The following is an 18,581-nucleotide window of genomic DNA, read 5'->3' on the forward strand; positions in this document are numbered from 1 at the left end:
GGCCGCCTGCGCGCGACGAGCTGGCGGCCATGGCGCGCGCCTTGCACCACCGCGGCCCGGACGGCCAGGGCGTATGGGCCGACGGCCCCATCGGCCTCGCGCACACGCGCCTGGCGATCATCGACCTGGCCGGCGGCGCACAACCCATGGCCAGCGCGGACGGCCAGGTGCAACTCGTTTTCAACGGCGAGATCTTCAACTACATCGAGCTGCGCGCCGAGCTGCGCGCACTGGGCCACCACTTCCGCACCGACTCCGACACCGAGGTGCTGCTGCAGGCCTACCGGGCCTGGGGCGATGCATTCCTGCAGCGCCTGAACGGCCAGTTCGCCATCGGCCTGTGGGACGCGCCACGCCAGCGCCTGCTGCTGGCGCGCGACGGCGTGGGCATCCGCCCGCTGTTCTGGACGCGCGTCGGTGACCGCCTGGCCTTTGCCTCCGAGGCCAAAGCCCTGTTCGCCCTGCCCGAGGTGCCGCGCGCGCTGGACCCGGCCGGCCTCGCATCCACCTTCGGCTGGTGGGCGCCGCTGGCGCCGCGCACGGCCTTCGCGGGCATCCACTGCCTGCCGCCGGGCCACTGCCTGGCGGTGGACGCGCGCGGCGAGACGATCACGCGCTGGTGGGACTGGGACTTCCCCGACACCGACCCCTTCGCGCCGGTGGACGAGGACGCGCTGGCCGACGAGCTGCACGCCCTGCTGGTGGACGCCGTGCGCCTGCAACTGCGCGCCGACGTGCCCGTGGGCGCCTACCTCAGCGGCGGGCTCGATTCGTCCATCCTCACCACCGTCATCCGCCGCCACACCGACACACCGCTGCGCAGCTTCTCGCTCACCTTCGACGAGGCCGAGTACGACGAGAGCGAGCACCAGCGCCTGATGGTGCGGCACCTGGACACACAACATTCCGCCATCGGCTGCGGCCGGGGCGACATCGCCGCCGCCTTCGCGCGCACCGTGCGGCACGCCGAGACGCCCCTGGTGCGCACCGCCCCCGCGCCCATGCTGCGCCTGGCCGACAGCGTGCGCGCCGCCGGCTACAAGGTGGTGCTCACCGGCGAAGGCGCGGACGAGGTCTTCGGCGGCTACGACCTGTTCAAGGAAGCGAAGATCCGCCGCTTCGTCGCGCAACTGCCGGGCTCTGCCAGGCGCGCCCGCGCGGTGGAGCGGCTCTACCCCTGGATGGCACGATCGCCCGGTGGCGCCCACAACGCGCTGGCGCAGCGCTTCTTCACCGACAGCCGCGTGCCCGACGGCGACGCCGGCTTCGCGCACCAGACGCGCCTGGCCAGCACGCGCCGCGCCTGGGCCTTCTTCACACCCGAGTGGCAGCGCGCGCTTGCCGCGCACGACCCGGCCGCGCAGTGGCAGGCGCAAGTGCCCGACGCCTTCGCGCGGTGGCCCGGCATGGCGCGCGACCAGTACACCGAGGCGCACACGCTCATGAGCGGCTACCTGCTCGCCGCGCAGGGCGACCGCATGGCCATGGCCGCGTCCATCGAAGGGCGCTACCCCTTCCTCGACCCGCGCGTGATCGCTTTCGCCGCCGCGCTGCCGCCGCGCCTGAAGATGCGCGGCCTGCGCGAGAAGCTGCTGCTGCGCCAGGCCTTCGCGCGCGAGCTGCCGCCCGCCATCGGCCAGCGCACCAAGCAACCCTACCGCTCGCCCGACTGCGCCAGCTTCTTCGACAAGGGCCAGCCCCTGCCCTGGGTGCGCGAGCTGCTGGGCGAGGACAGCCTGCGCGAGGCCGGCCTGTTCGACGCGCCCGCCGTCGCGCGGCTCAGCGCCAAGTGCGCGGCCGGCCGCGCCATCGGCTTCGCCGACAACATGGCCTTCGTGGGTGTGCTGTCCACCATGCTGTTGCACCGGCAGTTCGTGCGTGCCGAAGCGCCTGCGCTGGAGACCACTTGAACATGGGCCCCCACGCTCCACCGCTGCGCGGGTCGCTGCCCCCCGAGGGGGCTGATCCGCCTTGGGGCGGCCCTGCGGCGGATCGCGCGGGCCCCTTCGTGCACAGCGCCTTTGAAGCGCGTTGCCACGAGCAGCCGGGCAAGACCGCTCTGGTGGTGGGCGAGCGCCGGGTGAGCTACGGCGAACTCGCCGCGCAGGTCGAGGGCATCGCGGTGGCGCTGCACGAGGCGGGCATCGCACCCGGTGATCGTGTGGTGCTGCTGCTCGACAGCGGCGTGGACTACGTCGCCGCCTTGCACGCCGTGTGGCGCCTGGGCGCAGTGGCGGTGCCCCTGGGCCCGCAGACAAAGGCCGCCAAGCTCACGCACGTGCTGAACGACACCGGCGCGCGCGCGCTGCTCACGCAGGCCACGCTGTCGAGCGTGTGGAGCGCGGCCTCGAACGGTGCCTCGCTGCGCGTGTGGGTGCGCGGCGAAGCGCCCTCACCCGCCCTCGCGTGGCCCTCGCCATCGACCCACGCCGCCGAGCTGCCCGGCCCCGCGAACGCCAGCGATCTCGCCACCCTCGTCTACACCTCGGGCACCACCGGCCAGCCCAAGGGCGTGATGCTGAGCCACGCCAACATGCTGGCGGCCTGGCGCTCGGTGCAGTCCTACCTGCAACTGCGGCCTGACGACGTGATCGGCCTGGCGCTGCCGCCCAGCTTCAGCTACGGCCTGTACCACGTGCTCATGGGCCTGGGCATCGGCGCCACGCTGGTGCTGGAGAACACCGCGGCCTTCCCCGCGAAGCTGGTGCAACGCCTCGCGGCCGAGCGTGTCACGGTGTTCCCCGGCGTGCCCATGCTCTGGGCCAGCCTGCTCGCGCTCGACCTGGCTGCGCACGACCTGTCTGCGCTGCGCCTCATCACCAACGCCGCCGCTGCGCTGCCCGCCGCGCACACCGCGCAGCTTCGCGCCCGCCTGCCGCAAGCGCAGTTGCTGCTCATGTACGGCCTGACCGAGTGCAAGCGCGCCAGTTACCTGCCGCACGACGAGGTGGACACCCGCCCCGAGAGCGTGGGGCGCGGCCTGCCCTTCCAGGAACACTGGCTCGTCGACGAGCATGGCCAGCGCCTGCCCGACCAGGGCTGCGCGACCGGCGAACTGGTGGTGAGCGGCCCGCACGTGAGCGTGGGCTACTGGAACACGCCCGCCGGCCATGGTGCGCGCATCACGCCGGGCCCGCGCCCGGGTGAGCACACCCTGCGCACCGGCGACGTCTTCCGCCGCGACGAACACGGCTGGCTCTACTGCGTGGGCCGCACCGACGACATGTTCAAGTCGCGCGGCGAAAAGGTCTACCCGCTGGAGGTGGAGCACACCATCTGCGAGCTGCCCGGCGTGCTGGAGGCCGCCGTCGCGCCCATGCCCGACGAGCGCCTGGGCCTGGCCGTGAAGGCGCACGTGCGGCTCAAGCCCGGGGCCACGCTGGCCGAGCGCGACGTGATCCGCCACTGCCAGGCGCGGCTGGAGAGCTGGATGGCGCCCAAGGCCGTGGCCTTCGTCGATCAATTGCCCCAAACCGAGTCCGGCAAGCTGCGCCGGCGCGACCTGGCCTGAACCCGTTTCCCTTTCATTCCAACGAGCACACCACCATGAGCACCATCAAAGCCGAGGTCCGGCGCTACATCGAGGAGAACCTGCTGCTGGGCGCCGGCGCCGTCTCGCCCGGCGACGACGAGTCCTTCCTGGAGCACCAGGTGCTCGACTCCACCGGCTTCCTCGAACTCGTGGCGCACCTGGAAGAAACCTACGGCATCAAGATCGGCGACGACGAGATGGTGCCGGAGAACCTCGACTCGCTGAACGCGATCGAGGCATTCGTTCAAACCAAACGGGCAGTGGCCTGATGAGCACCGCCACGCCGCTGGGGCCGCAGAGCCTCGAACTCGACTGCGCGGCCGAACTCGCGCGCATCTGCGAATGGATCCCGCGCGTGCTGACGCAGAAGCTGCGCCGCCGCGGCCTCGTGGTGGCCATCAGCGGTGGCATCGACAGCTCCGTCTGCGCCGCGCTGAGCGTGCGCGCCGTCGGCGCGAAGAAGGTCTTCGGCCTGCTGCTGCCCGAGCGCGATTCCAGCGGCTTCAGCACCGAGCGCGGACGCCAGCTGGCCGAGCACCTGGGCATCGAGTACCAGGTGCACGACATCGCGCCCGCGCTGGAGGCCCTGGGCTGCTACCAGCAGCGCGACGAGGCCATCCGCCGCGTGGTGCCGGCCTACGGCGAGGGCTGGAAGAACAAGATCGTCATCGCCGGCGGTGTCGAGGGCGGCATCAACTACTTCAAGCTGGTGGTGCAATCGCCCGACGGCGAGCAGCAGAGCGTGCGCCTGCCGCTGCGCGAGTACCTGCAGATCGTGGCGGCCACCAACTTCAAGCAGCGCGTGCGCAAGACCATGGACTACTACCACGCCGACCGCCTGAACTACGCGGTCGTGGGCACGCCCAACCGGCTGGAGTACGACCAGGGCTTCTTCGTCAAGAACGGCGACGGCTCGGCCGACTTCAAGCCCATCGCCCACCTGTACAAGACCCAGGTCTACGCCATGGCGCGCCACCTCGGCCTGCCCGAGGCGATCTGCAATGCCGTGCCCACCACCGACACCTACACCCTGCCGCAGGGCCAGGACGAGTTCTATTTCGCCCTGCCCTACGCGCAGATGGACCTGGCGCTGTGGGCGCTGGAGCGCGGGCGCTCGGCGGAGGAACTGGGCACCGCGCTGGGCATGACAGCGGCGCAGGCGCAGCGGGTGTACGACGACATCCGCGCCAAACGCCGCGCCACGGAGTACCTGGCCGCGGCACCGGAGCTGCTGCCCACCTGATCGCCAGACGCTGAGCTACATTGCGGGCTTCATTCAGGAGCCCACCATGCCCAAAGGCGAACAACGCAGCAACAAGATGGTGAAGAAGCCGAAGAAGGACAGCGGCGCCCCGCTGGAGCCTTCGCCCGGATCGGCCTCGTCGCCCCGCCCGGTGGCGCCCACCACCTCGGTCTTCCCCAAGGGCAAGCTGAAGAACAAGTAGCGCGGTGCGCGGGCGGTGTCGGCCCGCCAGTGCCTTGAACCCCTCCCGCGCCCGCCATGGACATCAAGCTCATCGAAGACCTGGCTGCGCTGGAACGCTGCGCGAGCTTCGTGAAAGCGGCCGAGGCCCGGCACGTCACCCACCCCGCCTTTGGCCGGCGCATCCGCGCGCTGGAAGACTGGGCGGGTGTTCCCCTGGTGGCCAGTACGCGCGCGCCCGTGCGCCTGACCCCCGAGGGGCAGGCGCTGCTCACGCAAAGCGCGCCACTGCTGGCGGGACTGCGGCAACTGCGCACGCAGTGGGGCGCGCGCGACCCCGCCGAAGGGCAAGGCAGCGGCCTGCTGCGCGTCGGCACCGGCCGCACGCTGGCGCGCACCCTGGTGGCCGACTGGCTGGGCCGCCTGCGCGGCACCATCCGCGGCGCGCGCGTGCAGCTTCGCACGCAGGCCATGGAGGAGATCTGCGCCACCTTCGAGCGCGGCGAGGTCGACCTGCTGATCTGCTACGAGCACCCCGCGCTGTCCTATGGACTCACGGGGCAGCGCTTCCGCCACATCACCCTGGCCACGGATCGCCTGCTCCCCGTCGCGCGCGCCGACGCGTCGGGGCGCGCGCGCCACGACCTGTTCGACGCCACCTGGATCGGGTACGCGCCCAGCCTCACCCTGGGCCGCTTGCTCGAAGACCACCTGGCGGCCACGCGCACCGGACAACAGCCACCCCCCACCATCGTGTGCGACTCGGCCGACGCGGTGCTCGAACTGGCCATCAAGGGACTCGGCATGGCCTGGCTGCCGCATTCGCTGGCCGCGGCCGCGGTGCGCGCCGGCCTGCTGAAGGTGCTCGGCGGACGCGGCGACCAGATCCACTTCGAGGTCCGGCTGTACCGGCACCGCGCCCGGCAATCCGATCTGATCGAGGCTGCCTGGGAACACAGCAACCGCTAGACGTCACGCGCATGGGTTGGCACGGTTCGGTGCCGATCCGGCACGAAACGCCTCGTCGAGGTGCCTACAGTCCGCTTCACCGCTGCGCCGTTGCAGCCTACAAGGAGCGCCGATGAAGTCCCCACTTGTCCGCCGCCGTGAGGTTCTGATCCTCTCGGGTGCCGCCGCCGCCCTGGGCTGCGCGCCGGCACTGGCCCAGAGCACTAACTACCCGAATCGCCCGATCACCCTGGTGGTGGGCTACCCCCCGGGCGGCAGCACCGATCTGACCGCGCGCGTGCTGGGCGAGCACATGGCCCGAACGCTGGGCCAGCCGGTCGTGATCGAGAACGTCGGCGGCGCGGGTGGCGCGCTGGGCGCGCAGAAAGTGGCGCAGGCCGCGGCCGACGGATACACCCTGCTGCTGGGCAGCAACAACGAGATGGCCATCGCAGGGCTGGTCAACTCCGCGCTGCGCTACGACCCGCTCAAGCACTTCTCGCCCGTGGGCATGGTGGCCTCGCAGCCCATGGTGCTGGTGGCGAGCCCGCGCGCCGGCATGCCCGACGTGGCCAGCTTCATCGAGCGCGTGAAGCAGAACCCCGGCAAGTTCAGCTACGGCTCCTCCGGCATCGGCACGGGCCTCAACCTGGCGGGCGAGATGGTCAAGCAGGCGGCCGGGCTGTTCATCGTGCACATCCCCTACCGCGGCGTGGGCCCGCTCACCACCGACCTGATCGGCGGCCAGCTGGAGCTGGGCGTGTACGTGTTGTCCAGCGGCCTGCCGCAGATCAAGGCGGGCAAGGTGGTGGCGCTGGGTGTGACCGAGCGCGAGCGCTCGCCTGTGGCGCCCGACATACCGGCCCTGGCCGAAACGCCCAGCCTGCGCTCGGTCGACATCGGCACCTGGTTCGGTCTGTGGGGCCCGGCGGGCCTGCCGGCACCGGTCACGCAGCGCCTGCGCGCGGCGCTGGCGGAATCGCTCAAGGCGCCGGCCCTGGTGGACAAGTTGACCGCCTCGGGCGCCACCATCGCCCAGCCCGATGTGGTGCTCGGCGACTTCCAGGCGGCCGAGATCGCGAAGTACCGTCGCATCGTCGACCAGGCCGGAATCCGCGTGTGAACCCGCCGCCCTTCGAGATCTCGCCGCCGGACATGGGCCCCTGGCTGGCCGGCAACACCGGCACGCCCGGCGTGTGGCGATGGGTCGCCGATGAGCCCGGCCGGCACGTCATGGTGAGCGCACTGGTCCACGGCAACGAGTTGTGCGGCGCCTGGGCGGTGCGGGACCTGCTGTCCAGCGGGCTGCGGCCGCGGCGCGGCACGCTCAGCGTCGTGCTGGCCAACCTGGAGGCCTTCGCGCGCTTCGACCCGCAACGGCCGCACGTGTCGCGCTATCTGCACACGGACCTCAACCGCGTGTGGGGCGACATGCCCTGGCGCCACGACGGCACCGCGACGGGACCGGAACACCGGCGCGCGCTGGAACTGCTGCCGCACGTGGAGGCCAGCGACTGGCTGCTTGACCTGCATTCCATGCACGAGCCGGGCCCGCCGCTGGCGCTCACCGGACCCCTGGCGCACCACGCCGCCCACGCGGCCGCCCTGGGGCTCGGCGCCTTGCGGGTGGCGGACGGGGGCCACAAGGCCGGCGTGCGCCTGCGCGACCACGGGCGCTACGGCCGCGCCGAGGCGCAAGAGGCCTTCGCGCTGCTGGTGGAATGCGGCTACCACGGCGCACGCTCTTCGGTGGACGTGGCTCTCGATGCACTGGCCCGCTTTCTCGAGCTCAGCGCCGTGGTGGATGCCGCGGACATCCCGCGCCACTGGTGGCGGGACGAAGGGCCTGCCGATGCGCCCTTGCTGGTGGTGACGGACGCCGTGACCGTGGCACCCGATTCGGTCCCCGCCTTCGTGCGGCCCTGGAAGAGCGGCGACCGCGTCGCCAAGGCCGGCACGCTGATCGGGTGGAACGCGGCGCTGCCCGTCACCACGCCCTACGACGACTGCGTGCTGGTGATGCCGACGCTGCTGCACGCCCGGCCCGGGGCCACGCTGGTGCGCTTCGCCCATGAGGCAAACCCCAGTTGAACTGCCTGGATTCGCGGCCAGATGGAAGATTTTCCGGAGATATTCCTTTATCAGGTACATTTGTTCCTGATTAAGGAATATCTCAATGCATCCGCTCGACGCCCTCCTGTCCCCAGCCGAGCAACGGCTGATGAGCACGGTCCTGGTCCGTCCGGACCGGGACTTCGGCACCCTTGAACTGCTCAAGCGCATGGGCAACAGCCGCAGTGCTGGCAGCACGGCAATCAAGCGGTGGGTGGATGCCGGACTGCTGCGCGAGCGCAAAGTCGGCAATCAACGGAGGTTGAGCGCCAACCCGCAGTTCCTGCTGTATCCCGAGCTCCGGCGCATGGTGCTCAAGACGCGCGGGCTGACCGAGCCCCTGGCGAAGGCGCTCGCCCCGGTCGCGGACCGGTTGACGCAGGCGTTCGTCTTCGGCTCCGTGGCCTCAGGCAACGACACCAGCGAAAGCGACATTGACCTGGCGCTCGTGGGCGACGTGGACCTGTTCGCTGTGTCGCCGCTACTGGACGACGTTCAGGCAGAGCTCGGGCGAGCCATCCACGTGAACCTCTATTCCGCGAAGGAATGGGCCCTGGACGACCCGGTGCTCGCCGTGATCAAGCACGGCCCTCGGCTGGAGTTGATGGAGGCTATCCATGCCGAGGCCGCCTGAGTACGACAACCTATTGAAGATCGGCAGTTTCAAGGAAGCCGTCACCAGTGAGGCGTCCATTGCGCAGTTTCTGCGGACGGCCGACGACATGATGGCCGCCGCACAGCACCCCATGCCGGACTCGGCTCGTTTTTTTCTTGCGTACGAGGGCATGTTCAGCGTCGTGATGGCGGTGCTCGAGTTCCATGGCGTACGGCCCGCCGATACAGGCGGTCATCGGGCGACCGCCATCCGGCGTGTTGCGGTTGACCTCCAACTCGACGTGTCACGGCAAAGCGTTCTTGGGAGGCTGCACGATGTGCGCAATCGGGTCACGTACCGCGCGCCCTTGCCGCCGATCACGAAGGCCGATGCGGATGCGCTGCTGGCCATCCTGCAAGAGATGTTGATCGCAGGCAAAGCGCTGATCGCCAAACCGGCCGACGCAGGCCAGCGCTAGGCGCCGGTCCCCGCCGGCAGCACCAGCAGCGCCCGGAAGTCGTTCACGTTGGTGTGCGTCGGCCCGGTGATCACGAGATCGCCGATCGGCTCGAAGAAGCCGTAGGCGTCGTTGCGCTCCAGGTGCTGGCCGACCTTCAGGCCCTTGGCCGCCGCGCGCGACAGGGTATCGGGCGCCACCATCGCGCCGGCGTTGTCCTCGATGCCGTCGATTCCATCGGTGTCAGCCGCGATGGCCCAGACGTTCGCCTGCCCGCCCAGCGCCTGTGCCAGGCCCAGGCAGAACTCGCCCGCCCGGCCGCCGCGCCCGCGCGGCTGGCCTTCGGCGCGTGGTCGCACGGTCACGGTCGTTTCGCCGCCGCTGAGCAGCACGCAGGGCGCCTGAAAGGTGCTGCGCCCCAGCGCCACCGAGCGCGCCAGCGCGGCGTGCACCTTGCCAACCTCACGCGACTCGCCTTCGATCTCGTCGCTGAGGATGTGCGCCGGCAGGCCCATTGCGCGCGCCGCCTCGGCCGCGGCCTCCAGGCTCTGCTGCGGCGTGGCGATGAGGCGCGTGTCGTGGCCCGCCAAGCGCGGGTCGCCGGGCTTGGGCGTTTCCAGATCGCCGGCTTCGAGCGCGGCGCGCACCGGCGCCGGCACGGCGATGCGGTAGCGGTCGAGGATGGCGAGCGCGTCGGCGCAGGTGCTCGCGTCGGCCACGGTGGGGCCGCTGGCGATGACGCTCACGTCGTCACCGGGCACGTCGCTGATGGTGAGCGTGACCACCTGGGCCGGTGCGCACGCCGCCGCGAGCCGACCGCCCTTGATGCGCGAGAGGTGCTTGCGCACGGTGTTCATCTCGCCGATGTGCGCGCCACTGTCGAGCAGCTCGCGGTTGATGCGCTGCTTGTCTTCCAGCGTGAGGCCGTCGCAGGGCAATGTGAGCAGGGCCGAGCCGCCGCCGGAAATGAGGCACAGCACCAGGTCGTCGGGCGTGAGGCCCTGCACGCGTTCCAGGATGCGCTGCGCGGCCGCGAGACCGGCCGCGTCGGGCACGGGGTGCGAGGCCTCGACCACCTCGATGCGCTCGCGCAGGTCCGCCGGGCGCGGCGGCGTGTGGTGGTAACGCGTGACCACCAGGCCCGACAGGGGCGCGTCCGCCGGCCACAGCGCCTCCACGGCCTGCGCCATGGCACCGCCGGCCTTGCCCGCGCCGATGACCACGGTGCGCCCCTTGGGCGGTGGCGGCAGGAAGGCGGCGGTGTTGTGCAGGGGCAGCGCGCGGCGCACGGCCGCGTCGTAGAGCTGGCGCAGCAGGGCGCGGGGGTCTTGGAGGGACGGGCTCATCTCGTACGGAAAGTGGATGGGGTCGCGGCACCCGGCATTGTCCACAACGCGCGCGGCCGATCCGGCGCCGGGCCGCCCCAAGCCGGATCAGCCCCCTCGGGGCTGAGCCCCGCGGCTCCAGGCCTGCCTGCGCAGGCCTGGACGGGCGAAGAGGCGTTGCCTCCGGGAGCGCCGCGGCCTGCAAGGCCTCGCGACCCGCGAAGCGGCGGAGCGTGGGGGCTTGTCAGTCCTCGCCGGGCCAGCGCAGCGGCCGCTCCTCGAACTCGGTGCTCAGCACCACCGTGCTGGTGGTGCGCGCGACGCCGGGGATGGCCTTGATCGCGTAGAGCACGTCTTCCAGGGCGCGGGCGTGGGTGGTGCGCAGCTTGGCGATGAAGTCGTGCTCGCCGGCCACGCTGTGCAGCTCCAGGACTTCGGGCAGTTCGCGCAGGCGCGGCGCGATCTCGCGGCAGTGAACGCCGCCGTCGTTGCGGATGGCCACGAAGGCGGTGAAGTGCAGGCCCACGCGCTCGGGGTTCACCCGCAGCGAAAAGCGCTCGATCACGCCGCGCTCGACCATCTTCTTCACGCGCTCGTGCACGGCGGCGGTGGACAGGCCCACCTCGGCCGCCACGTCGGCGTATGACCGGCGGCTGTCGACACTCAAGGCCGTAAGAATTCCGGCATCGATGTCATCGAGCTGAATATTTGCTTGCATGGGCGCCCAGTTCTGATAAAAATACGGCCAATTGGCGATTCACCGAAAATATTACGTCACAGGTGGCTGCATGCCGTCCATTTTCAACCGATTCGGGTCACATGGCCAATCCGGCCCCTCCTGGCGCCTCGCCCTGGCGCTGCTGATCGTCTACCTTGTCTGGGGCACCACCTACTTCGCGCTGGCCGTGGCCATGCAATCGCTGCCGCCCCTGCTCATGAACGGGGCGCGCTTCGTCGCGGCGGGGCTGGCCATGCTGGCGATCGCGCGCTGGCAGGGCCTGGCCTGGCCCACGGCCGCGCAGTGGCGCGCCAGCGCGCTCATCGGCGGCCTGATGGCTTTCGCGGCCATGGCCCTGGTGGTGCTGGCGCAGAAAGCGGGCATCGGCTCGGGCCTGATGGCCACCGTGGTCACCACCATGCCCATGTGGCTGGCACTGTGGACGCGCTGGGGTGGCGAGCGCGTGCCGGTGACGAGCTGGCTGGGCCTGGTGCTGGGCGCGGCCGGCGCCCTGCTGCTGGCGCTGGAGGGGGACTTCTCCACCACGCTGCTGGGCACGCTGTGCGCCTTCGGCGCGCCGCTGGCCTGGAGCCTGGGCTCCTACGCCTCGCGCAAGCTGGCGCTGCCGCCGCCGGCCATGGCCTCGGCGGCGCAATGGCTGCTGGGCGGGATGATGTGCATGCTGGCGGCGCTGCTGTTCGAGCCCGATGCGCGCACGTTCCAGTGGGCGCAGGTGTCCATGGCTTCGGCCCTGGCCTGGCTCTACCTGGTGGTGATGGGCACCATGGTCACGCTCAATGCCTACCTGTGGCTGCTCAAGAACACCAGCGCGGCGCTGGCGGGCAGCTACTCCTTCGTCAACCCGGTGGTGGCGCTGGCGGTGGGCGTGTGGCTGGGCGGCGAGCGGCTCACGGGCTGGGTGTTCATCGCCCTGCCCCTCATCGGCGTGGCGCTGGCCCTGATCCTCTATGGCCGGCCGGTGGTGGACGCGGCCACCACGCTGTGGCGCCGCCTCAGCGCAGCAGGTCGAGCAACCAGCGGTTGAGGTCACCCACCTCCTCGGGGCACACGCTGTGGCCCATGGAATACGTGTGCCACTCCACCGGGTGGCCCAGCGCCAGGAGCGCATCGCGCGCGGCCTCGCCGCGTTCAAGCGCCACGATCTCGTCTTCTTCGCCATGACCCATGAACACGGGCAGGCCGGCGTTGGCCGCGCTGCGTTCTGCCGCCGTGGTGGCGGGCAGCGGCAGGTAACCCGACAGCGCCACCAGCCCGGCCAGGCGCTGCGGCGCGCGCAGGCCGGTGAGCAGGGTCATGGCACAGCCCTGCGAAAAACCCATGAGCACGATGCGCGAGGCCGGCACGCCCATCGCGATCTCGCGATCGATGAGGGCCTGCACCTGCGCCATCGAGGCACGCAGGCCGGGCTCGTCCTCCTGCCGCGGCTGCGCCGGGTTCGGCGAGGGCGGGAAGATGTCGTACCACGCGCGCATGGCGTAGCCACCGTTGAGCGTCACCGGGCGCACCGGCGCGCTCGGGAAAACGAAGCGCACCGGGCCGACGGCAGACAGGTCCAGCATCTGCGCCACGGGCACGAAGTCGTTGCCGTCGGCGCCCAGGCCGTGCAGCACGATGAGGCTGGCCGCGGTGGGCGCGTCGGGTGCGCCCGAGCGGCCTTCGAGAAGGTCGAGTCCGGTGTCGTTCATGGCATGGCAGCATAGCCGCGCACCCACCACAATGCCCGCATGACGCCCCAAACCCTGCTGCACCACTTCGACACCGGCCTGCCCTGGGCCACGCGCCTGAGCACACAGCCCGGCTACGACCTCGACCGCGCCTATGCCGACGCGCTGGCCGTGCGCGCATTGCGCGTGGCGCGCGGCGAGCGCCCGCTGGGCTACAAGGTGGGCTTCACCAACCGCGGCATCTGGCCGGTCTACAACGTGTACGCGCCCATCTGGGGCACGGTGTACGACCGCACCGTGGCGTTCTGCGAGGGCGAAGGCCGGCTCTCGCTGGAGCACACGAGCGAGCCGCGCATCGAGCCCGAGGCGGTGTTCGGTTTTCGCGCGGCGCCGAAGGCCGACGCGTCCCTGGCGGATCTCTTCGACGCGCTGGACTGGGTCGCGCCCGGCTTCGAAATCGTGCAGTCCCACCTGGCGGGCTGGAAGTTCGACGCCCCCGACACCGTGGCCGACGGCGGCCTGCACGCGCGCCTGCTGGTGGGCCGGCGCGTGCCGGTGCGCGAAGTCGCCAGCGACGCGGTCGGCCTGGACGCCGCCCTGGCCGGCGCGGGCGTGGTGCTCGCGCGCGACGGCGAGCCACTGGACCAGGGCAAGGGCGCGGCCGTGCTCGACGGCCCGGTGCAGGCCCTGTGGCATTTCGTGCAGGCGCAGCGCGCCTGCCCCGGTGCGCCGCCGCTGCAGGCGGGCGACATCGTCACCACCGGCACCTGGACCGACGCCTGGCCCGTGGCCCCGGGCCAGACCTGGCACGGCGCATTCGACGCGCCGCTCTCGCCACTGACGCTGCGGCTGGAGTGAGCTCCCCAATCGGTGGCCGACACGGGGAAAACCCAATGAGGGAATCGTCGCCCCCTCGCTAGATTGGGCGGGTTTCAAACCAAGGAGACCCGTTCATGAGCGCGAAGATCGCCGACGACCTGCTGGCCCTGCAACGCCTGTACGACTGGGAGAAGAAGGCCCCCGCGCGCGTGGCGCTGACGCAGCCCATGGGCGCAGGCGTGGTGCACGACTTCACCTGGGGCCAGGTGGCCGACCAGACGCGCCGCATGGCCGCGCACCTGCAGGCCCAGGGCTGGGCGCCGGGCAGCAAGGTGGCCATCCTGTCCAAGAACTGCGCCTGGTGGATGATGAGCGACCTGGCCATCTGGATGGCGGGTTACGTGTCGGTGCCGCTGTACCCCACGCTCGCGCCCGAGACCATCCGCCAGATCCTCGCGCACAGCGAGTCGAAGGCCCTGTTCGTGGGCAAGCTCGACGGGTGGGAGGGCATGAAGCCCGGCGTGCCCGCCGACCTGCCCTGCATCAGCTACCCGCTGTCGCCGGTGGACGCGATCCAGGCCTACGACGGCTGGGACGCGATCTGCGCGCGCACCGAACCCTTGAAAGGCCACCCGGTGCGCCCGGCGGACGACCTCGCCACGCTGATCTACACCTCGGGCACCACCGGCCTGCCCAAGGGCGTGATGCACAGCTTCGGCAACTTCGCCTGGGCGCTGGACAAGGGCCTGGCGCGCATTCCCCTCACGCAGAACGACCGCATGCTGAGCTACCTGCCGCTGGCCCACGTGGTGGAGCGCATGCTGGTGGAGCACGGCTGGCTGCGCACGGGCATGCACGTGTTCTTCGCCGAGTCGCTGGACACTTTCGCGGCCGACCTGCAGCGCGCGCGGCCCACGGTGTTCTTCTCGGTCCCGCGCCTGTGGGTCAAGTTCCAGCAGGGCATCCACGCCAAGATGCCGCCGGCCAAGCTGGAGCGCCTGTTGGGCATCCCCATCCTGGGCGGCATCGTGCGCCGCAAGATCCAGAAGGCCCTGGGCCTGGACCAGTGCCGGTTCGCCGCCGGCGGTGCCGCGCCCATGCCGCCCGCGCTGCTGCAGTGGTACGCGAAGCTGGGCATCCCCATCAACGAGGGCTACGGCATGACCGAGAACCTCGCGCTCTCGCACATCACCGAAGCGGGCAAGAACCAGCAGGGCAGCGTGGGCCCCACCTACCCCGGCGTGGAGCAACGCATCGACCCGCAGACCGGCGAGATCCAGATGCGCAGCCAGGCGCTGATGCAGGGCTACTACAAGGAGCCCGAGAAGAGCCGCGAGGCCTTCACCGAGGATGGCTGGCTCAAGACCGGCGACAAGGGCAGCATCGACGCCGGTGGCCTGCTGCGCATCACCGGCCGCGTGAAGGACCTGTTCAAGACCGGCAAGGGCAAGTACGTGGCGCCCGCCCCCATCGAAGACAAGCTGGTCATGCACGAGGCCATCGAGGCCTGTGTGGTCACCGGCGCCAATCTGGGCCAGCCGCTGGGCATCTGCATGTTGAGCCCCGACGCGGCCGAGAAGGCGAAGAACCCCGACGAGCGCGCCGCGCTGGAGCGCTCGCTGGCCGACCACCGCGCCGCCATCAACGCCACGCTGGACCCGCACGAGCAGTTGCAGTGCCTGGTGGTGGTGTCCACGCCCTGGACGGTGGACAACGACATGATCACGCCCACCTTCAAGGTCAAGCGCAACCGCATCGAGGATGTGTACGCGCGCAACTACGAGAACTGGGAGACCACGGGCCGGCCCGTGTTGTGGGCCGATTAGCAGGACCACCCCCGCCGCGCTGCGCGCGTCCCCCTCGAGGGGGCGGCGCCTGCGGCCCGGCAAAGCCGGTTCCGCGGCGCCCCCGAGTCGCGCGCTCGCTCGCAGCCATGCCGCTAACATCCGAGCATGCACATCCTGCTCACCGGCGCGGCCGGCTTCATCGGCATGCACACCGCGCAGCGTCTGCTGGCGCGCGGTGACACCGTCACCGGCATCGACAACCTCAACGACTACTACGACCCCGCGCTCAAGCAGGCGCGGCTCGCACAGTTGCAAGGGCTGCCGGGTTTTCGATTCGAGCGGCTGGACGTGGCCGACCGCGCGGGCATGGAGGCGCTGTTCGCGCGCGAGCGCTTCGACGCCGTGGTGCACCTGGCCGCGCAGGCCGGCGTGCGCTACTCCATCTCCCACCCGCACGCCTACCTCGAGAGCAACCTCACCGGCTTCGGCCACGTGCTCGAGGGTTGCCGCGCGCAGGGCGTGGGGCACCTGGTCTACGCCTCCAGCTCCAGCGTGTACGGCGGCAACACCAAGATGCCCTTCGAGGAGAGCGACCCGGTCGACCACCCGGTGAGCCTGTACGCCGCCACCAAGAAGGCCAACGAGCTGATGGCCCACACCTACAGCCACCTCTACCGGCTGCCGACCACCGGGCTGCGCTTCTTCACGGTGTACGGCCCCTGGGGCCGGCCCGACATGGCCTACTTCTCATTCACCAAGGCGGTGCTCGAAGGCCGGCCCATCGACGTGTTCAACCACGGCGACATGAAGCGCGACTTCACCTGGATCGACGACATCGTCGAGGGCGTGCTGCGCGTGCTGGACAAGCCCGCCACCCCGGAGAAAGAGGGCGGCGCCCCGTACCGCGTGTTCAACATCGGCAACCACGACCCCGTGCAACTGATGGCGTTCATCGCCTGCATCGAGCGCGCCACCGGCCGCGAGGCCACCAAGCGCCTGCTGCCCATGCAAGCCGGCGACGTGCCAGCCACCTACGCGAGCACCCAGGCCCTGCACGACTGGGTGGGCTTCGCGCCCGCCACGCCGCTGGCCGAAGGCATCGAGCGCTTCGTGCGCTGGTACCGCGGCTACTACAAGGTCTGAGGCGGCGCCACGTCTGCAGCGCCCGTGAGGCGCTCGATCACGCGCGGCGCGGCGCGCTCGCACATCGCCATCACGTTCTCGAAGCCCTGCAGCGGCCCGTAGTACGGGTCGGGCACTTCCCGCGGGCCCAGGCCCGCGTAATCCAGGAACAGGTGCAGCTTGTGCGCCTGCTCGGGCGGGCAGCGGCGCCGCAGGTGCGCCAGGTTGCCCTCGTCCATGGCGAGGATGGCGTCGAAGCATTCGAAGTCGTCCTCGCTCACCCCGCGCGCGCGCTCGGCCTCGATCGCCGCGTAGCCGCGCGCCTTGGCCAATTGGCGCGCGCGGCTGTCGGCGCGCTCACCCGCATGGCCGCCGTAGACGCCGGCCGACTCCACCGCCACGCGCCCTTGCAGGCCGCGGCGTTCCACCTCGGCCTGCAACACCGCGCTGGCCATGGGCGAGCGGCAGATGTTGCCCATGCAGACCACCAGAACCTTTTGCATGGGAGCGAGCATAACGACACGCGCCCATGAAAAAGCCCGCCGGGTGGCGGGCTTGTCGTCAGCGGGGTGAGACGCTCAGATCTTGTAGCTGTCCAGGTCCTTGCCGGCGGCCAGCGCGTCGCGCACCCACTGCGGCTTGCGGCCCGGGCCGCCCGCCCACAGCTCGCCGTTCGGGCCCCGGTACTTGGGGGCTGCCACCGATTTGGACTTGCCCGCCTTGCGGCCCACCGAGGCGCTGCCACCCAGATCGGCCACGGTGATGCCGTACTGCTTCATCTTGGCCTTGATGTCGGCGATCACATTGGACAGCTCGTTCTTGCGGGCCTGCTCGGCCTGTGCCATCAATGATTGCGCCTGCGCCATCAGTTCGGAATACGTTGCCATGTCGGTAATCCTTGTCGCTTTGGAAATGATTCGGGGGCATCGAACGATGCCGGGCGAATTCTATTCCGTTTTCAAAGCGAATCGACGAAACGTTGCAGTTCGGCGGGCAATTCGGTTTGCAATTCCAGTGTCGATTGGGTTTGCGGGTGCGTCAGCCGCAGGCGCCACGCGTGCAGGAACATGCGTTTGAGGCCGGCCCGCGCCAATTCGCGGTTGCGCTCGAAATCGCCGTATTTGTCGTCGCCGACGATCGGGTGGCCGGCGCTGGCCAGGTGCACGCGGATCTGGTGCGTGCGGCCGGTCTTGATGGTCACCTCCAGCAGGCTCAGCGGCCCGCGCCCGTCTGGCGAGGAAGCCCAGCGGCGGGCCACCTTGACGAGAGTGATCGCCCGCATGCCGTCGGGGTCGTCGGCCGAGGTCACGCGCACGCGCCGCTCGCCATCGTCCAGCAGGTACTTGTGCAGGGGCACGTCGATGACCTTGCGCGACGCCGGCCAATCGCCCAGCACCAGCGCCAGATAGGTCTTGCCGGTTTCGCGTTCGCGAAACTGGTCCTGCACCGCCTTGAGCACGCTCTTCTTTTTCGCAATGAGCAACAGGCCGCTGGTTTCGCGGTCCAGCCGGTGCACCAATTCGAGCAGGCGCGCGCTCGGCCGCGATTGGCGCAATTGCTCGATGACACCGAAACTCACGCCACTGCCGCCGTGCACCGCCACACCGGCTGGCTTGTCGATCGCCAGCAATCCTTCGTCTTCGTGCACCACCGGGAATTCGCGCGCCGGCGCGGGCCGCCCGGCCTTTTCCTCGGCTCGCCCGGAGACACGGATCGGCGGAATGCGCAGCACGTCGCCNNGCGCAGCACGTCGCCGGTGGCCACGCGCTCGTCGGCGCTGGCGCGGGCCTTGTTGCGGCGCACCTCGCCCGAGCGGATGACCCGGTAGATGTGCGTCTTGGGCACGCCCTTGAGCTGGCGCATCAGGAAGTTGTCCAGCCGCTGGCCGTCGGATTCCTCGTCCACGGTGATGTGGCGGACGGCGGGCGGGGTGTCGATTGGGGCTTTCATGGTTCCACCACGGACGCGGGGGACGTGTCTATAATGCGCGACGCCCGTTGTGTGCTGTAAGTGTTTGATTTGCCTTGAGTTTAAGGCAGCGGACACCGCAGTGGCCGA

At 70.5% G+C, this 18,581-nt stretch carries 19 protein-coding genes and 1 pseudogene; 14 read left to right on the forward strand and 6 right to left on the reverse strand.

The window, feature by feature from the left end:
* From asnB to GTO19_RS14615, 10 genes are all read left to right on the forward strand, one after another.
* Nucleotides 1–1,910: asparagine synthase (glutamine-hydrolyzing) (gene asnB, locus GTO19_RS14570; protein WP_363302969.1), on the forward strand; the 1,910-nt coding region annotated here is incomplete at its 5' end.
* A 98-nt stretch (nt 1,911–2,008) separates the two neighbouring features.
* Nucleotides 2,009–3,511, forward strand: a complete 1,503-nt coding sequence (locus tag GTO19_RS14575) for a class I adenylate-forming enzyme family protein (protein ID WP_291021851.1) — start codon at nt 2,009–2,011, stop codon at nt 3,509–3,511.
* Between the two features lie 35 nt (nt 3,512–3,546).
* Nucleotides 3,547–3,801: an acyl carrier protein gene (locus GTO19_RS14580; RefSeq protein WP_291021853.1), complete on the forward strand. Its 255-nt coding sequence runs from the start codon at nt 3,547–3,549 to the stop codon at nt 3,799–3,801.
* Complete coding sequence (gene nadE / locus GTO19_RS14585; RefSeq protein WP_291021855.1) at nt 3,801–4,775, forward strand: NAD(+) synthase; 975 nt, start codon at nt 3,801–3,803, stop codon at nt 4,773–4,775. Before GTO19_RS14580 ends, nadE begins: the two co-directional genes overlap by 1 nt.
* Nucleotides 4,776–4,821: 46 nt before the next feature.
* Nucleotides 4,822–4,977 (forward strand): hypothetical protein, encoded by a 156-nt coding sequence (locus GTO19_RS14590; RefSeq protein ID WP_291021857.1) that lies wholly within the window; start codon nt 4,822–4,824, stop codon nt 4,975–4,977.
* Between the two features lie 56 nt (nt 4,978–5,033).
* A complete protein-coding gene (locus GTO19_RS14595) occupies nt 5,034–5,924 on the forward strand; it encodes a LysR family transcriptional regulator (protein WP_291021859.1) in 891 nt (296 codons plus the stop codon).
* A gap of 112 nt (nt 5,925–6,036) precedes the next feature.
* Nucleotides 6,037–7,026, forward strand: a complete 990-nt coding sequence (locus GTO19_RS14600) for a tripartite tricarboxylate transporter substrate binding protein (RefSeq protein ID WP_291021861.1) — start codon at nt 6,037–6,039, stop codon at nt 7,024–7,026.
* A complete protein-coding gene (locus tag GTO19_RS14605; protein WP_291021863.1) occupies nt 7,023–7,994 on the forward strand; it encodes a succinylglutamate desuccinylase/aspartoacylase family protein in 972 nt (323 codons plus the stop codon). The genes GTO19_RS14600 and GTO19_RS14605 overlap by 4 nt, the downstream gene beginning before the upstream one ends.
* Nucleotides 7,995–8,079: 85 nt before the next feature.
* Nucleotides 8,080–8,649 (forward strand): nucleotidyltransferase domain-containing protein, encoded by a 570-nt coding sequence (locus GTO19_RS14610; protein ID WP_291021865.1) that lies wholly within the window; start codon nt 8,080–8,082, stop codon nt 8,647–8,649.
* A 13-nt stretch (nt 8,650–8,662) separates the two neighbouring features.
* The gene (locus GTO19_RS14615; RefSeq protein ID WP_291021866.1) at nt 8,663–9,088 is read left to right on the forward strand and encodes a hypothetical protein; all 426 of its coding nucleotides are present in this window, start codon (nt 8,663–8,665) and stop codon (nt 9,086–9,088) included.
* Here the strand turns inward: GTO19_RS14615 and GTO19_RS14620 are convergent.
* On the reverse strand, nt 9,085–10,413 hold the full coding sequence (locus tag GTO19_RS14620) for a glycerate kinase (RefSeq protein ID WP_291021868.1): 1,329 nt from the start codon (nt 10,411–10,413) through the stop codon (nt 9,085–9,087). The two genes, GTO19_RS14615 and GTO19_RS14620, sit on opposite strands and share 4 nt — an antisense overlap.
* Nucleotides 10,414–10,636: 223 nt before the next feature.
* Nucleotides 10,637–11,110 carry an Lrp/AsnC family transcriptional regulator gene (locus GTO19_RS14625; protein WP_291021870.1) on the reverse strand — a complete coding sequence of 158 codons (474 nt, stop codon included), beginning with the start codon at nt 11,108–11,110 and terminating at the stop codon, nt 10,637–10,639.
* 70 nt (nt 11,111–11,180) lie between these two features.
* Between GTO19_RS14625 and GTO19_RS14630 the strand changes: the two genes are divergently transcribed.
* A complete protein-coding gene (locus GTO19_RS14630; protein WP_291021871.1) occupies nt 11,181–12,155 on the forward strand; it encodes an EamA family transporter in 975 nt (324 codons plus the stop codon).
* Here GTO19_RS14630 and GTO19_RS14635 read toward each other — a convergent pair.
* Nucleotides 12,124–12,816, reverse strand: coding sequence for a dienelactone hydrolase family protein (locus tag GTO19_RS14635; protein ID WP_291021873.1), 693 nt, complete (start codon nt 12,814–12,816; stop codon nt 12,124–12,126). The two genes, GTO19_RS14630 and GTO19_RS14635, sit on opposite strands and share 32 nt — an antisense overlap.
* A gap of 39 nt (nt 12,817–12,855) precedes the next feature.
* On the opposite strand from GTO19_RS14635, the gene GTO19_RS14640 reads away from it, so the two are divergent.
* The 3 genes from GTO19_RS14640 (at nt 12,856) to GTO19_RS14650 (ending at nt 16,544) form a co-directional block, all read left to right on the forward strand.
* Nucleotides 12,856–13,653: a hydratase gene (locus GTO19_RS14640; protein WP_291021875.1), complete on the forward strand. Its 798-nt coding sequence runs from the start codon at nt 12,856–12,858 to the stop codon at nt 13,651–13,653.
* Between the two features lie 95 nt (nt 13,654–13,748).
* Complete coding sequence (locus tag GTO19_RS14645; RefSeq protein WP_291021877.1) at nt 13,749–15,440, forward strand: AMP-binding protein; 1,692 nt, start codon at nt 13,749–13,751, stop codon at nt 15,438–15,440.
* Between the two features lie 126 nt (nt 15,441–15,566).
* Entirely contained in the window at nt 15,567–16,544 is a 978-nt protein-coding gene (locus GTO19_RS14650) for an NAD-dependent epimerase (RefSeq protein ID WP_291021879.1), read from the forward strand.
* Here the strand turns inward: GTO19_RS14650 and GTO19_RS14655 are convergent.
* The 3 genes and pseudogenes from GTO19_RS14655 to GTO19_RS14665 all read right to left on the reverse strand — a co-directional run bounded on the left by GTO19_RS14655 (nt 16,532) and on the right by GTO19_RS14665 (nt 18,473).
* Nucleotides 16,532–17,026, reverse strand: coding sequence for a low molecular weight protein-tyrosine-phosphatase (locus GTO19_RS14655; RefSeq protein WP_291021881.1), 495 nt, complete (start codon nt 17,024–17,026; stop codon nt 16,532–16,534). The two genes, GTO19_RS14650 and GTO19_RS14655, sit on opposite strands and share 13 nt — an antisense overlap.
* 75 nt (nt 17,027–17,101) lie before the next feature.
* Nucleotides 17,102–17,410: an H-NS histone family protein gene (locus tag GTO19_RS14660; RefSeq protein WP_291021883.1), complete on the reverse strand. Its 309-nt coding sequence runs from the start codon at nt 17,408–17,410 to the stop codon at nt 17,102–17,104.
* Between the two features lie 71 nt (nt 17,411–17,481).
* Nucleotides 17,482–18,473, reverse strand: a pseudogene (locus tag GTO19_RS14665) (RluA family pseudouridine synthase).
* Nucleotides 18,474–18,581 lie beyond the last annotated feature (108 nt).

This window comes from Hydrogenophaga sp., assembly GCF_011772445.1.
Lineage (GTDB): Bacteria > Pseudomonadota > Gammaproteobacteria > Burkholderiales > Burkholderiaceae_C > Hydrogenophaga.